Origin of the sequence: uncultured Thiocystis sp. (assembly GCF_903866365.1) — a bacterium.
In the GTDB taxonomy this organism is placed as follows: Bacteria; Pseudomonadota; Gammaproteobacteria; order Chromatiales; family Chromatiaceae; genus Chromatium.
In genome coordinates this window covers 1-15,581 of record NZ_CAIPNF010000502.1, presented here as the reverse complement: position 1 = coordinate 15,581, position 15,581 = coordinate 1, and the positions used below count along the sequence as shown (strand labels likewise).

Annotated in this window: 10 protein-coding genes and 1 pseudogene; 9 read left to right on the top strand and 2 right to left on the bottom strand. The window is 60.0% G+C overall.

Features of this window, described 5'->3' with window-relative positions; all coding sequences use genetic code 11:
• Window positions 1-608: 608 nt before the first annotated feature.
• Window positions 609-3,401 (bottom strand): phosphoenolpyruvate carboxylase, encoded by a 2,793-nt coding sequence (gene ppc, locus QZY07_RS27240; protein ID WP_295409687.1) that lies wholly within the window; start codon window positions 3,399-3,401, stop codon window positions 609-611.
• A gap of 199 nt (window positions 3,402-3,600) precedes the next feature.
• On the bottom strand, window positions 3,601-4,335 hold the full coding sequence (locus QZY07_RS27235; protein ID WP_295409684.1) for a mobilization protein: 735 nt from the start codon (window positions 4,333-4,335) through the stop codon (window positions 3,601-3,603).
• Window positions 4,336-4,502: 167 nt separating this feature from the next.
• Between QZY07_RS27235 and QZY07_RS27230 the strand changes: the two genes are divergently transcribed.
• From QZY07_RS27230 to QZY07_RS27190, 9 genes and pseudogenes are all read left to right on the top strand, one after another.
• A complete protein-coding gene (locus QZY07_RS27230) occupies window positions 4,503-5,321 on the top strand; it encodes a CbbQ/NirQ/NorQ/GpvN family protein (protein WP_295409683.1) in 819 nt (272 codons plus the stop codon).
• Between the two features lie 121 nt (window positions 5,322-5,442).
• Complete coding sequence (locus QZY07_RS27225; protein ID WP_295409681.1) at window positions 5,443-6,609, top strand: efflux RND transporter periplasmic adaptor subunit; 1,167 nt, start codon at window positions 5,443-5,445, stop codon at window positions 6,607-6,609.
• Window positions 6,610-6,732: 123 nt separating this feature from the next.
• Window positions 6,733-9,837 carry an efflux RND transporter permease subunit gene (locus tag QZY07_RS27220; protein ID WP_295409678.1) on the top strand — a complete coding sequence of 1,035 codons (3,105 nt, stop codon included), beginning with the start codon at window positions 6,733-6,735 and terminating at the stop codon, window positions 9,835-9,837.
• A 281-nt stretch (window positions 9,838-10,118) separates the two neighbouring features.
• Window positions 10,119-10,381 (top strand): annotated as a pseudogene (locus QZY07_RS27215) (type II toxin-antitoxin system RelB/DinJ family antitoxin).
• A 63-nt stretch (window positions 10,382-10,444) separates the two neighbouring features.
• A complete protein-coding gene (locus tag QZY07_RS27210; protein WP_295409675.1) occupies window positions 10,445-10,900 on the top strand; it encodes an HNH endonuclease in 456 nt (151 codons plus the stop codon).
• A 102-nt stretch (window positions 10,901-11,002) separates the two neighbouring features.
• Window positions 11,003-11,782, top strand: a complete 780-nt coding sequence (locus tag QZY07_RS27205) for a hypothetical protein (protein ID WP_295409673.1) — start codon at window positions 11,003-11,005, stop codon at window positions 11,780-11,782.
• A gap of 44 nt (window positions 11,783-11,826) precedes the next feature.
• Window positions 11,827-13,710, top strand: coding sequence for a DUF3696 domain-containing protein (locus QZY07_RS27200; protein WP_295409670.1), 1,884 nt, complete (start codon window positions 11,827-11,829; stop codon window positions 13,708-13,710).
• The gene (locus tag QZY07_RS27195) at window positions 13,703-14,596 is read left to right on the top strand and encodes a hypothetical protein (protein WP_295409667.1); all 894 of its coding nucleotides are present in this window, start codon (window positions 13,703-13,705) and stop codon (window positions 14,594-14,596) included. The genes QZY07_RS27200 and QZY07_RS27195 overlap by 8 nt, the downstream gene beginning before the upstream one ends.
• 329 nt (window positions 14,597-14,925) lie before the next feature.
• The coding region (locus QZY07_RS27190) for a thiopurine S-methyltransferase (RefSeq protein ID WP_295409664.1) at window positions 14,926-15,581 on the top strand (656 nt) is incomplete at its 3' end.

The following is a 15,581-nucleotide window of genomic DNA, read 5'->3' as shown; positions in this document are numbered from 1 at the left end:
GGTGACTTGGATCGTCACCTCCTGGCCGTTGTTGCTGATTAACTGTGCCGCCATCGCCTTGTCCCCGCCGGTGCTTGAGCCATGGGGTCAGTATCGCTCATTATCACATTTTTGCAAGGCACCACCCGCGCGCGCGGTCAGGACGAAAATTGCATCAACGATGCTCAAGAACGACCTGGCCCGTTCGGGCAGGATCGCTCGCGCCTGTCCGATGGCCACGCCACCCCTCCGGGACGCTCGGGCGAGCCGGTTCCGACCGTCAAGGGGCAAATCCGCCCGCGTCGCACGCGTCGGCAACCTGTCCGGCCGGCTGCATCGCCCTTGAACCCGATCATGATCGTCGGTTTCTGGGCCTGCCCACAGGTTTATGAAACATCCGGGTTAGATCACATTATCAACAGGCGGCACCCGCTGGAGGATAGTCCACGCGGAGCATGACATCGCGGCCGATCCGGATCGGACGTTGGCCGAGCAATCGCCCGAGGATGTGGACTCCCACCTTGCCGAATTGCGACAGGGACTTGGATGGAAGAAAAAATGCTTTCGCACGCGTCGCCGATAAGATGTCGGCTGCACCAGGGCTGACAGGATGTCGGTGCTCAGGCGCATTATCCGGTATTCCGCATCCCCGCCGCGATGGCGTTGATGGACCGCAGCAGCGGGTCCAGCCATTCCTCGCGTTTTTCCTCCACCGGCTCGGAGCGATAGCGTCCGAGCACGGCGACCTGGATATAACTCAAAGGGTCCAGATACTGGTTGCGGCGGGCCAGCGAGTGATGAAGCTCGGGGGTTTCCTCCATCAGACCGCGCAGCCCGGCGACGTTGAGAACCTGGGTCAGGGTCCGGTTGTATTCGTCCTCGATCAGGCGGTAAATGGATTCGGCTTGTTCGCGGTTCTCGGCCAGGCGGGCGTATTCATGGGCAATCCGCATCTCGGCCTTGAACAGCGACATCTGGGTGTTGGAGAGCAGCGCGCGGAAATAGGGCCAGTCCTGATACATCTTCTGGAGCTTCGCCAGACGCTCCAGATCATTGTTGCGATAGCGCTCGATGGCGTGACCGATGCTGAACCAGGCCGGCAGGGTATGGCGCGACTGGCCCCAGCCAAAGACCCAGGGGATGGCGCGGATGGAGCCGAGCGAACGGTCGGCCTTCTTGCGATGCGACGGACGCGAACCGATGTTGAGCAGCGCGATGCCATCCAGCGGGGTGCATTCGTAGAAATAATCGAGAAAACCCTCGGTCTCCCGAATCAGCTTGCGGTACGCCTCCTCGCCGTAGCGGGCCAGTTCGTCCATGATCCCGAGATAGTCGTTGCGCTCTTCCACCGGCGGCTCGATCAGACAGCGGCTGGCCTTGATGAGACCGCTGATGCCCATGGTCAACTCATAGCGGGCGGTTTCCGGATTGGCATAGCGATAGGACAACACCTCGCCCTGCTCGGTGAATTTGATCTGACCATGCACTGTGTCGACCGGCTGGGCCAGGATCGCCTCGTGGGTCGGACCGCCGCCGCGACCCACGGTGCCGCCGCGACCGTGAAAGATCCGACAGGACACGCCGCGGTCGTCGGCGAGCGCGATGATCTTTTTCTGCGCCTCGAACAGGTTCCAGCCTGAGGAGAGAATGCCGCCGTCCTTGCAGGAATCCGAATATCCGAGCATCACCTCCTGTTGATTTCCTGATGCCTTGAGCAGCGCCTGATAGGTCGGATGATCGAACAAGGTACCCATCACCTGGTCGATATGCTCCAGGTCGTCGATGGTCTCGAACAGCGGCGAAATCTGGATGTTGCAGAACCAGCCCTGACGATCCTTCCCGGCCAGTCCGGCCAAGCGCGCCAGCAGCATCGCCTCCATGACATGACTGGCGGCGTGGGTCATGGAAATGACGTATTGGCCGAAGACCCGCTCGCCGATCTCGGCGCGCAAGCGCGCGATGACCTCGAAGACCTCCAGCGTCTCGCGGGTCTCCGGGGTCAGGGTGGCCTTGTCAATCACGAAGGGATGCGGGTGGGCGATGGTCTCGGACAGCGCCATCAGACGCTGTTCCTCGGTGAACGCCTGATAAAAGGGCGCGCCGGCCTGACGGGCGAACAGCTCGGTGACGGCCTCGGTGTGACGGGTGGATTCCTGCCGGATATCCAGATGCACCAGATGGAAACCGAAGGTCTCGGCGAGACGGATCAGATCCTGCAGAGGACCGGCCGCGGCGCTGGCGTCGCCATGATGGATGAGCGAATCGCGGATGAGATAGAGATCGGCGAGAAAGTCGCGGTCGCTGCCGTAGCCGCGGGACACATGGTCGGCGTCGCGGTTCTCGATACGGGCGCGGACGCGCGCTAGATTCGCGTCAAGACGATGGCTCATCATGGCCAGCTTGCGCCGGTAGGGTTCGTTCAGGAAGCGACGCAGACTCTGGCCCATGGTCGCGACCCAATAGTTCTCGTCCGTGTCCAGACTATCGAGCAGGGCTGGCGAGGGCTGGCAGAATCCGCTGGAATGGCTGAGCATCCGACGCAGTTTGCGGATGCGCTCCAGATATTCCTCCAACGCCAGCTCGGCGTACATGCGCACCGCCAGCTCGGTCGTCTCCGGGGTCACGAAGGGATTGCCGTCGCGGTCGCCGCCGATCCAGGAACCGAAGCGGATAAAGCTCGGCACCTTGATACCATGGTTGGCTCCGTAGGCCCGCCGCACCGCCTTCTCCAGAAAACGATAGACCAGCGGCACCGCCTCGAACAGCGATTCACGGAAGAAATACAGCCCCTGGCGGACCTCATCGATGACCTGGGGTTTGTGGACCCGCACCTCGTCGGTCTTCCAGAGAATCTGGATCTGGGTCAGGATCTCCTGAAGCTTTTCCTCGATCTCCTCGTCGTTGAGCTTGCGCCGGCGCAGATCCTGACCGACCAGGAAGATCCGCCGAAAGGTCTCGGAGATGGTCCGCCGCTTGGCCTCGGTGGGGTGCGCGGTGAACACCGGCAGATAGAGCAGGTGTTCCAGCAGGCTCTGGAAATGCTCCGGGCTGATCCCGTCTTCCTGGAACTGGCGCACCGTGTCGTCGAAGGAACCGACCCACAGTCGTTCGCCGGCCGAGATGCGGTCCATGCGCGTCAAATGGGAATTGAGTTCCTCGGCGGTGTTGACCAGACCGAAATAGATGGTGAAGGCGCGAATGACCTCAGACAGGGTCTGGGCATCCAACCCCTCGATGCGCTTCATCAGCTTCTCGCGCAGTTCAGCGTCTTCCCGCTCGCGCAACTGCATAAAGCCTTCGCGCAAGCGTTCGACGATGACTAAGACACGCTTGCGGCTGTGCTCGCGCAGCACCTCGCCCAGCAGGGCGGTGAACAACTGGACATCGCGCTCCAGCGCCTGATCTTGGGAAATTTCATGCATCGGGGCAATACTCGATGACAGCGGCCACGGAAAGAGGCAAATGTGAGTGAGATACTACCTTACCCCGGTCTGGACGCGGTTTAATCACGGCAAAAACAAGCGTCGTCACTTGATCGCACCCCTCTCGCCAGCGCGAGCAGCTGCGCTCGGTCCGGTAGCCGCACCTCGCTCGCATGGCCGAGTTTGGTCCCGAGGAGGATCAAAATCCGTCCTGCACGTCCGGTACAACCGTAGGAGCAGGCGTAAACAGCCCCTCGGAAACCTGGTTGAATTGTTGATAGATGCGATTTTTCCAGACCTTGACCCGTTGGCGGTCCATCAGACCAAGCCCCGAGTCTTTCGTGTGCGCAGCCGCCCACAGGCTGGCACTCCCATGGTCGATTTTACGCATGGTCGCGGCATGCAGGTCCGGCAGATCGAAAGCCGCGGCCCCCATCTCCCGAGCCAGGAGTCGCGCTGCCGATGCCTCGTAGGCGGAAAAATTCTTGCCGCGCCCATAATTCTTGACCACCACATAAGCAGCGGCGCGATCATAGCGTTTGAACAGATGATCGAGCAGGGCGATGGCATCGGCGCCATCGTCGAGCACATGCCAGAAGACGATCTGGACCTGTACCTCGTCCGCGAGTGACAGAAAGTCGTTCTGATCGATCCACCGATGCAGCGGCAGCGAGGTCTGCGCCGCCAGATCGACCAGGATGTCCCGATCGGTCTCCAGGGCCGACTCCATGAGTTGATCCGTGCTTTCGAAATCGTCCAGAACCATGGGCTGGCTGTAATCGGCGTAAAAACGCAGCAGGGCGCCGTGGGAACGATCGGTGTCGAACGCGGCGAAGGGGAGCCCCTGATCGATATGGTATTGGGCCAGCAGCCGCGCCAGGACGGATTTGCCGACACCGCCTTTTTCGCCGCCGACGAAGTGGATCTTGCTCATCGTGATACCTGATCTGGATGGATAGAAGGGAAGCAGCCGCATTTGAACCGCAAAGGCGCCAGGGACGCAAAGAAAATCCGTCATCCTGGCCACTCGGCGCGGTCTTGCGCCGCCGCGCGCCGGCCCCCATTCCTTGATCCTTATCAAACCACGCACGGAGACCGCCGGTGCAGCATCAGCTACGAGTCCTCAAGCCCGAGGAATATTTTATCGAGGACGAACCCTATTACGCGCCGGTCGGCGACGAGATCACGGTCTTCGAGGCGGCCTATCGTCACGGGCTGCCGATCCTGCTGAAGGGTCCGACCGGCTGCGGCAAAACCCGTTTCATGGAGCACATGGCCTGGCGCCTGAAGCGGCCGCTGATCACCGTCTCCTGTCACGACGATCTGACCTCCTCGGATCTGGTCGGGCGCTTTCTGGTGCGCGGCGGCGAGACCGTTTGGGTGGACGGACCGCTGGCGCGCGCGGTGCGCGCGGGCGGGATCTGCTATCTGGACGAGATCGTCGAGGCGCGCAAGGACACCACGGTGGTCATCCATCCGCTGGCTGACGACCGGCGGGTGTTGCCGATGGAGAAGGTCGGCGAACTGCTGGAGGCGCCCTCCGAGTTCTGTCTGGCGATCTCCTATAATCCCGGCTATCAGAGCGTGCTGAAGGATCTCAAACAGTCGACCCGGCAACGCTTCGTCGCGCTGGAATTCGACTATCCCGGCGCGGTCCTGGAGCAGACGATCGTCGAGAAAGAGTCCGGGATCGACGCCGCGCGGGCGCGTCAATTGGTCAAGTTCGCGCACATGACGCGCAATCTGAAAGGACAGGGGCTGGACGAGGGTGCATCGACGCGGTTGCTGGTGCATGCCGCCAAGCTGATCGTCGGCGGGGTGGATCCAGTGGTGTCCTGCCGCAGCGCCATCGCTCAGGCGCTGACGGACGACCCGGACATGCTCTCGGCGATCAATGAATTGAGCGCATCGCTGTTTTGACGCGCGGGATGACCGACATTCCCTCACGGACTCGACTCCGCCTATAATAATGAACGATGGCGTCCACTAATTTGCGGCATACTATCCGTCCCACGGCGATTGCGAGTCTGGAGTGTTCATCATGAGGTCGATGTTGTTCCGTCTGGCGGCGCTCGCGGCGTGCGCCATTCTGCTGGTTGGCTGCGAGAAGCCAGCGGGTCCGGCTGCGGGTCCAGGCGCCCAGATGCCGACGCCCGAGGTCTCGGTCGTGACCGCCCAGGCTCAATCGGCACCGCTCACCCGCGAACTGGTCGGCCGGCTGGCGGCGACCCGCACCGCGCAAGTGCGGGCGCGGGTGGCGGGCATCGTCCTCGATCGGACCTATCCCGAAGGCACTGACGTCAAGCAGGGCCAGATTCTGTTCCAGATCGACCCGGCCCAGTTGCAGGCCAAGCTCAATGCCGAGGAAGCCGCCCTGGCCAAGGCCGAGGCGGACGCGGTCAACGCTGCCCTGACCGCCAGCCGCTATGCCGAACTGCGCGAGAAAAAGACCATCTCGCAACAGGATGTCGACACCGCTCAGGCGGCCGAGCGCACCACGGCGGCGGCGGTCAAGCAGGCGCGTGCCATGGTGGACACCGCCCGGCTCGATCTGAGTTACGCCACCGTGCGCGCGCCCATCGCCGGACGCGCCGGGCGCGCGCTGGTGACCGAGGGCGCACTGGTCGGCCAGGGCGAGGCCACGCTGTTGACGACGGTCGAACAGATCGATCCGATCTATGTCAATTTCAGCCAGTCGGTCCAGGAACTCACCGAATTGCAGCGCGAGGCGGCCGGCGCCCAAGGCACGAAAACACCCGCCGCCAAGGCAAAAGTCGAAGTTCTGCTGCCCGGCGGGACGACCTATCCCGAAGCCGGCGCGGTGGATTTCTCCGATCTGGCGGTCGATCCGGGCACTGGCGCCGTTTCGCTGCGCGCCACCGTGCCCAATCCGCGCCGCGTGTTGCTGCCGGGGATGTTCGTCACGCTTCGTCTGACCGTGGGTCAGTTGGACCATGCCTTCCTGCTGCCGCACGCCGCGTTGTCCCGCGATGCCAAGGGTGCGTCGGTGATGGTTCTGGAGGCCGACGGCAAGGTGGCTCAACGTCAGGTCGAGACCCACGGCATGACGCGCACCGAGTGGATCCTGACCGGCGATCTGGCCGATGGCGACCAGGTCATCGTCGCGGGCCTGCAGAAGGTCAAACCGGGCGCCATGGCGAAGGCGGCCCCAGCCGACCGACCAGCCGACGCCAAAAAGGGAGCATAGAGACCTGTTTGCAGATAGAGCCCCCTCTCACCTGCGCCGTTCGCTTTTGGATGACTGAAACGCCTGCTCAATGGGCTCGAATCATCCAGACAACTGACAACTGACAACTGACAACTCGATCCCATGCCACGTTTCTTCATCGACCGTCCCATCTTCGCCTGGGTCATCGCGATCCTCATCACCCTGGGCGGCACCGTCGCCATCTTCAAGCTGCCGGTCTCGGCCTATCCGCCGATCGCCCCGCCGCAGGTCAGTATCAGCACCTCCTATCCGGGCGCGAGCGCGGAGGTCGTCGAAAAAACCGTCGTCTCGGTCATCGAGCAGCAGCTCACCGGCGTCGATAATTTGCTTTATTTCGACTCCACCTCGCGCTCCAATGGCTCGGCGCAGATCACCCTGACCTTCGAGACCGGCACCGATCCCGACATCGCCCAAGTGCAGGTCCAGAATCGCCTGAGCGTGGCCGAGTCGCGCCTGCCCGAGGAAGTGGTGCGCAACGGCATCACCGTGGCCAAGGCCAATAACGACTTCCTGATGGTGGTCGCGCTCAAGTCCACCGATCCGGCCATCGACAGCAATGCCTTGGACAACCTGATCGCCGCGCAGATTCTCGACCCGATCCGGCGTTTGGCGGGGGTGGGCGGGGCGACCCAGTTCGGTTCGGGCTATGCCATGCGCATCTGGCTCGACGCTGACAAACTGCGCGGCTATGGACTGAGCGCCGCCCAGGCGCTGAACGCGGTGCGCGCCCAGAATATCCAGGTGGCCGCCGGCTCCATCGGTGCCGAGCCGGCCCTGCCCGGTCAGGGGTTTACCGCCTCGGTCAGCGCCGCCAGTCGGTTCACCAGCGCCGGGGAGTTCGGCGACATCATCCTGCGCGCCAATGCCGACGGCAGTCATGTGCAACTCAAGGATGTCGCGCGCATCGGTCTGGGGGCCGAGTCCTTCGGGCGCGAGGTGCATCTGGCCGGGGACGCGGTCGCCGGTTTCGCCATTCAGCTCGCCCCCGAGGCCAATGCGCTGGACGTGGCCGAGGCGGTGCGTACCAAGATGGACGAACTGGTCCGCTATCTCCCCGATGGCGTGGGCTGGGTCACGCCTTACGACAGCACGCAGTTCGTGCGGATCTCGATTCAGGAAGTGGTCAAGACTCTGGCCGAGGCGGTGGTGCTGGTGTTTCTGGTCATGCTGCTGTTCCTGCAGAATCTGCGCGCGACCCTGATCCCGACCCTGGTGGTTCCGGTCGCCATTACCGGCGCCTTCGCCGGCATGTATCTGGCGGGTTTTTCAATCAATGTCCTGAGCCTGTTCGGGCTGGTGCTCGCCATCGGCCTAGTAGTGGACGATGCCATCGTGGTGGTCGAGAACGTCGAGCGGCTGATGACCGAGGAAGGTTTGTCGCCGAAAGAGGCGGCGCGCAAGGCGATGGATCAGATCACCGGCGCGGTCATCGCCATGACGATGGTGCTGGCGGCGGTCTTCATTCCGATGGCGCTGGTCGGCGGCAGCGTGGGCGTCATCTATCGTCAGTTCTCGCTCACCATCGCCATCTCCATGGGCATTTCCGCGCTCATGGCCCTGAGTTTCACCCCGGCGCTCTGCGCCACCCTGCTGCGACCGGTCCATGACAAACAGCCAAATTGGTTCCTGCGCGGTTTCAACACTGGCTACGGCTGGGTCGCGCGCGCCTATCTGGCGCGGGTCGGCGGTGCGATCCGCCACGCCCCGCGCTGGATGGTCGCCTTCATCGCGCTGGTGATCGTCGCCGGGTATCTCTACGTCAAACTGCCGACCAGCTTCCTGCCGGAAGAAGATCAGGGCTACGCCTTCGCCATCATTCAGTTGCCCCCCGGCGCCAACATGCAGCGCACCGCGGCGGTTCTGAAGGAGATGGAATCGATCCTCAAGCGGCATCCGGCGGTGGATCGGGTGCTGCATGTGGCCGGTTTCAGCTTCGTGGGTCAGGGCGAGAACGTGGGCCTGGGCTTCATCCGGCTGAAGGATTGGGACGAGCGCACCGATCCGGCCGAGCAGATCGAGGCGTTCATTCCGGCGGCCAATGGCATGCTGCAATCCATCCAGGGCGCGCGCATCTTTGTGGTCAACATGCCGACGATCCGGGGGCTGGGGCGCTTCGGCGGTTTCGACTTCCGGTTGGAGGATCGCGCCGGTCTCGGGCATGACTCCTTGATGCAGGCGCGTAACGCGCTGCTCGGGGCGGCGGGTCAGAATCCGGTCCTGGCCGGGGTGCGACCCAATCAACTGGAGGACGCGCCGGAGGTTCAGCTCACGGTGGATCGTCTTCAGGCGCAGTCGATGGGGCTCGACCTTGGGGACATCTACAGCGCCATCCAGCTCATGCTGGCGCCGGTCTACGCCAATGACTTCAACTATCAGGGGCGCGTGCTCAAGGTGCTGTTGCAGGCGGACGCCGCCTATCGCAGTCGCCCGGAAGACCTGGATCGCTATTACATCCCGAGCAGTCAGGGCGGGCTCGACGACATGGTCCCACTGAGCAGCGTGGTCACGCCCACCTGGGGCACCGCCCCGCCGGCCATCGACCACTACAACGGCTATGGCGCCATCCAGATCAACGGCGGCGCGGCCCCCGGACACAGCTCCGGTCAGGCCATGGCGGCGATGGCGTCGATCGTCGAAAACGACCTGCCGTCAGGCATCGGCTACGAATGGTCCGGCGCCTCGCTGCAGGAGATCATCTCCGGACAACAGGCGCCGATCCTGTTCGCGCTCTCGCTGCTGGTGGTCTTTCTGGCGCTCGCCGCGCTCTACGAGAGCTGGTCGATCCCGGCGGCGGTGATGCTGGTGGTTCCGCTGGGCATGCTGGGCGCGCTCAGTTTCACCTGGCTGCGCGGGCTGGAGAACGATGTCTATTTCAATGTCGGACTCATCGCCGTCATCGGTCTTTCGGCCAAGAACGCCATTCTGATCATCGAGTTCGCCAACACCCTGCGCCAGTCCGGGCACAGTCTGTTGGAGTCCACCCTGGAAGCCTGCCGACTGCGTTTCCGGCCCATCCTCATGACCTCCATCGCCTTCATCCTGGGCGTCACCCCGCTGGTCATCTCCACCGGCGCGGGCGCCAACAGCCGTCACGCCATCGGCACCGGCGTCATGGGCGGGATGGTCGGCGCGACCCTGCTCGGAGTGCTGTTCGTCCCGGTCTTTTATGTCGTCGTGCGGCGATTGATGGGGGATAAGTTGCAATAGCTTCGGGTTTGGCATCGACGCCGACACCGCCGATCTCCACGGCGGTTCGGCGGGCAAGGGTTGTCGCCCACGTTCGTACGCCAGCGATTGCTGGCCACCGAGCCGTTCGATCAGTATCCGGATCTGGTCATGGCGCTCCCGGATGTACCCACTATTGATGATTAGAGGAGCCAGGCTGCGCCATCGCCCAGAGACAGCAGGCAGATACGCAATTGCGCCCCTAACCAGCGGGTTGCACACTCCTGAGCATGCCAATGTCAAGCAACCGAGAGGGATACCCAATGGCCGCCAATGCACGGGTAGAGGCTCGCATCGACGGTGACGTGAAAGAGGAAACGACCGCTGTCCTGGCGGCGATGGGACTGACCATTTCCGACGCGGTGCGCCTGATGCTGACGCGCGTGGCACAAGAGCACGCCCCCCCTTCGATCCGCTGATTCCCAACCCCGAAACGATCGAGGCGATGAAGGAAGAACGTCGCGGCCAACTGCGGTCTTTCGACTCCGTGGACGACCTGATGGCCGATCTCGATGCGGACGATTGAGCAGACGACTTCTAGCTGGCCCAGCGATCCGAGGTACGCGAGATCGCCGGCCAATATGAGTTGGTGCAACCGTCCGAAGCGCGCGAGGCAACGCAGCCCATCGAGCGCCGCTATAGCGCGATTGAGGCGAAAGTCCGTCTGCATCAAGCCGAATTCCGCGAGCTTGTGCTTTCCGCCTACGGCCGGCGCTGTTCGGTTTCGGGCTTGCCCATCCCGGAACTGCTGCAAGCCGCGCACATCATCCCGGACCGCGACGAGCGCGGACAGCCGGAGATCACCAACGGAATCTGTCTCTCGATCCTGCACCACACCGCTGCCGACCGAAATCGGTTGGGCATCGACCCGGACGGGCGGATCGTCATCGCTGACTCCGTACTCAGGCAGCACGATGGACCGACGTTGGAGGCGGGGATCAAGGGGTTGCACGGCCAGAAAATTCGCCTTCCTCGTCATGATGGCGATCGGCCCAATCGGGATTATCTGGCTGAACGATTTGAGGCGTTTCGGCGGGTGGCGTGAGAGTATGGAGATCGTTCACGACATAGGGGGATGGGGAATCAATGAAACAGCAAACACTGTGTAATCGCTGTTTTGGATCATAGAACGGATAATGAGGACACGATGTCAACAAAACTCTTTGCACGCTTCCGCGAAGCGATCCTCGCCGAGCAGAGTAGCCCGGTCACCAAGGGTGCGTCGGGGCCGCTTCCGCCTGACTTGCTACTGGAACGCGATGGAACCTTGTCGATTTATTACGCGCCTTGCGACTACACCAACCCCGAAGCAAGAGTCGTCCTCCTCGGAATTACACCTGGCCTCACACAAGCCTCCAACGCCATCCAGGCCGTGCGTGCCGCAATGGCGAGCGGCTTCACGGGTCAGGAAGCAATGCGGCGTGCGATGCGTTCGGCCGGATTCAGCGGTAAGATGCGTCCCGCGCTCGTCAAGATGCTCGACGCGGTCGGGCTGCAGAGCCATCTCGGAATCGCAACCAGTGGAGAACTCTTCGAGACCAAGGCCGACTGGCTTCAGAGCGCGTCCGCCATCGTCTTCCCTGTCTTCAAGGATGGCAAAGACTACAATGGAACGCCAGAGATGACAGGTCATCCCATGCTGACGCGCTACCTGACATCCCATCTCGCTCCGCTCATCGAAACCTTGTCACACGCCATCTTTATCCCGCTCGGACCCAAGCCATCGGCTGCGTTGGAGTGGGTCGCACGGCAGCATGGTCTGCGCCCCGCCCGCGTGTTGCACGGCATGCCACACCCTTCCGGCGCCAATGCCGAACGGATCGCCTATTTTCTGGGTGAGAAGCCGCGCGAGAAGCTGTCAGCAAAGACCAATCCCGACAAACTCGATCAGGCCAAGCGCGAGATCATTCGGTTGCTACACATCTGAACGTCGCTCGCACCCTGGCCAGAGAGCAACGGGGCTAAATGCCCATGTCGTTTCGTCTGGCCATCCCAATCGCTCCCTCGACCCTGCCCGCCATCATCATGACAACCCAAAGCCGCACTTATCTTACTCGTCTGCACCTAGAAAACTTCAAGAGCATCAAGGGGCCTAGTCAGCTAAATTTTGCGCCGATCACCTTGTTGTTTGGTCCAAATTCGGCCGGGAAGAGTTCTGTTTTTGATGCGATTCGACAGGTCGGCACCCTATGCAGAGCCGGCGATCCAATATTATTCGACGGCCCGCTACGCCGTGCCGTGCATAATCATGATCATCGTCTTGACATGAGCATCGGCGTCTCTGCGTTCGTTTCTTCTCTTCCACCTCCGATTGGCGCGAAAACTCGAAGCGCAATCACGAACGATTTTGCCGAGCAGCACCCGCGTCTCGTTAAGTCTTTCTATTCCGTTTCCGGCGATGATCGCACACAAGCAGAAATAGACGTGCGCTTCACAATGGAATTCGATCAGGATAAAAATACCAGAATTTCATGGCTTCTCATGGATGAGAAATATATTGGTGACTTTGGTCTTGAGTATGGTCTTGAGTATGAACGCGGCTCTTATGGTTTTTCATGGGTGACTGAGATTTCAGTTAATTCCGTTTTGCTGATAGTGCTAACATCATATTCCATCTATTACAATCAAGATCACCAAATACTCAAAGATCTAGATGCCGAACTAGAACCGTTCGGTTACAACCTCCAAACTCTCCATGATCTTTTTTGGGGTGCAAAGAACATTAATGAATTTTTTGTTGTGATGAGCTTACATGAGTTCCGCAGGGGAGAATTTACGGTAGATGACGAGATGCTCCTCGGCTTTTATGATGGAAAAATTCCCTACGACGAGTTCCGGCGACTCTTTTTCATATGGCGTGGCCTGCAGAATTTCCTTGTTCATACTCCGCTTGACCTCATTGCTAATGCGGTCGATAGCTTCCTTCATTTGGGTCCGGTCAGAAAGATTCCGCAGCAAGAAGATCTGACTTTCCTGGTGCGAGACGATTCTATTTATGCGACAATCCAAGGTCAATCAGAATGGAATTGGGTTGATGGGGGCAAGGCATGGTATACGATCGCGAGGGACTTTAATGAGAGGCTAGAAACTGGCGACATCGAAATAGACGGGATAATATCTGCAGGTACAACTGATTTTACGGAACTGGATACGTACAAAAGCTATCTAGCTAATAGGAGAGAAAAAGCTCGCAAAAAAGCTGAAGCACACGATTCAAAAAGTTACCCCGGAATCGCGTTGGGCATGATTAATGATTGGCTGTGCTCTCCACAAAGACTCGGCCTGAAACACCGACTTCTTGTCACCCTCTCCGAATATAAATCTACGTTTTTGTATCCATCACTTGATGGATTGAAAATCGGGGACACCGCAGCCATCCCACAAAGAATCGTTCTATTGAGACTTATTGACGAGTCCCTGTCTATGCCGGTCAACTTTAACGAAGTCGGTGCGGGGATACCTCAGATCATTCCCGTTCTCGCAGTTGGATTGCTGTCTCCACAGTCTTTTATCGAGCAGCCAGAATTGCATCTTCATCCGAAGCTACAGACTGAGATCGGTGATTTTTTCGTGACCTGCATGAATCGTTTTGGTCACTTTTTCGTTCTGGAAACGCACAGCGAGCATTTGGCGCTTAGGCTACTGCGACGAATTCGGGAAACCACGAATTCACACATCAAGCATTTAGATTATCAACTGAAAGCAGAGGATGTGGCGTTCTTTTTCTTCGACTCACAAGAAGATGGCACCGAAATTGTTGAACTCCGTGTGTCAGCCGATGGGGAATTCCTGGATCGGTGGCCGAAGGGCTTTTTTGCCGAGCGAGAAGCGGAGCTGTTTTCTGACGATGATTAAGAAATTTGCGATTGAGCCGACAGCCATAACACGTTGGAACGATTTCCGTTATGTGATGGAGAAACTCGGGTTTTCGGAAGGTCGAGTATTGGCGACTTACCCTAAAGGCTGGATACGTTCTGTTATCGATAATCTTGACGGACTCGGAGAAATCGAACGTAAAAAGTTCATCGAAAAGCTACGGCTTTACAAAGAAGATCGAATCATTTCTTCAGCGATCTCCTTCCAGCCGGAAATATCATGGCAGAGAAACGCGTGTGCAAATCTAAGTGAGTTCCACCGCGTGATTCTTGATGCCGGTGCCGATCAAAGTTTCCCGACGGAAATTGGGAAGGTTAATGAAATCGATGAAGCGTTCTTCGATGTTCCACGAGAGATCTGTTGCCTCAATACAGTAGACGGTCTTACTTTTCCCGCCGAACTGCTTTTGAATCAGGCGGCGGAAGTCGCGCTCGTTGACCCCTACTTCAAGCCTGATATTAAGGGTTGTTTGCTGGTTCTTGCGAAGTTCGCAGAACTTGCTCGCTCTGGGAAGCGATTCGAACGCTTCTACATTTATATACACTCAGATTCAGTGCCAAAAGATCGTGGTTGTTCTGGCGCCGCACAGATCGAGCGGCTTTGTCAGGGTGAAACGCTCAAGGGGTTGACCTTCGTCTTCCGCGTCATCGATCCTTCTCTGTCAGAAAACGCATTCCATGCGCGCTATCTTTTAACCAAGCATGGCGGTCTTAGGTACGACAAGGGTTTTCGAGCAGCAGTCGATCCAGAGATGGTCGACATCTCGATTTTGGATCGCAGGATCCATTCTTTGCTTGTTAAGAGTTACCTATCGGCTCAAGTGATGCCGTCCGTGGTTGACACCTGGAGTTGGCATTTCAGATGATTTGGCATCAGTGCTCACTCTGTGAGCAGAGATAATTTATCCAGCCCCGATCTGTCCAAGTGCGTCCGGCTGGCGCGTTATCATCGTTTGGGAATGTGCCCTGTGAGGAAAGCGCAGACAGGATCTGATGTCCGTCATCAATGCCTGCGAGCGGTTCCTGAATCGCCCGGAGATTCGCGGCGCAATGATCGAGGGATCGGGCTGAAGATGCGGCGACGGGTCGAGCTGGTCGACCAAGATTTGCCCTGCATGGTGGTTTCACCCGGCGAACGCTGCCATTGGTGGCTGCCTCTAAAATGCTTAACGCTGTTCAACTGGAGAAACCTCGCATGCAACCGGAATTCTGGCTCGAACGCTGGCGGCGCGGCGAAACCGGCTGGCATCTGCCGGAGATCAATCTGCATCTGCGCGAATTCTGGCCCCGGCTCGGCTTGCCGTCGGCGCTTCAGGTCTTTGTCCCGCTGTGCGGCAAGGCCCTGGATCTGCTGTGGCTGGCGAGCCAGGGACACCGGGTGCTCGGCGTGGAGATCAGCCAGCAGGCAGTGGAGGAATTTTTCGCGGAGGCCGGACTGGTTCCCGAGATCACCGAGTCGGGGCCGCTGCGTCGCTATCGCGCCGATGAACTCACCCTGCTGTGCGGCGATTTCTTCGACCTGACCCCGGACCATCTGCGGGAGGTCGGCGCGGTCTATGATCGCGCCTCGCTGATCGCCCTGCCGCCCGAGCTGCGATCCCGGTACGCGGCGCACTTCAAGACTCTGGTACCGAGCGCGGCCCCGAGCCTGCTGATCACGCTCGACTACGATCAAAGCCAGATGGCGGGACCACCCTTTTCAGTGCATCGCGAAGAGGTCGAGCGTCTGTTTGCCGACCGCTACGCGATCACCGAACTGACGCGCTTCGATGCGCTCGACGACTCGCCCAATTTTCGCCGACGCGGATTGACCGCGCTCGCGGAGGAGGTGTGGCGGCTCGATCCTCGGGG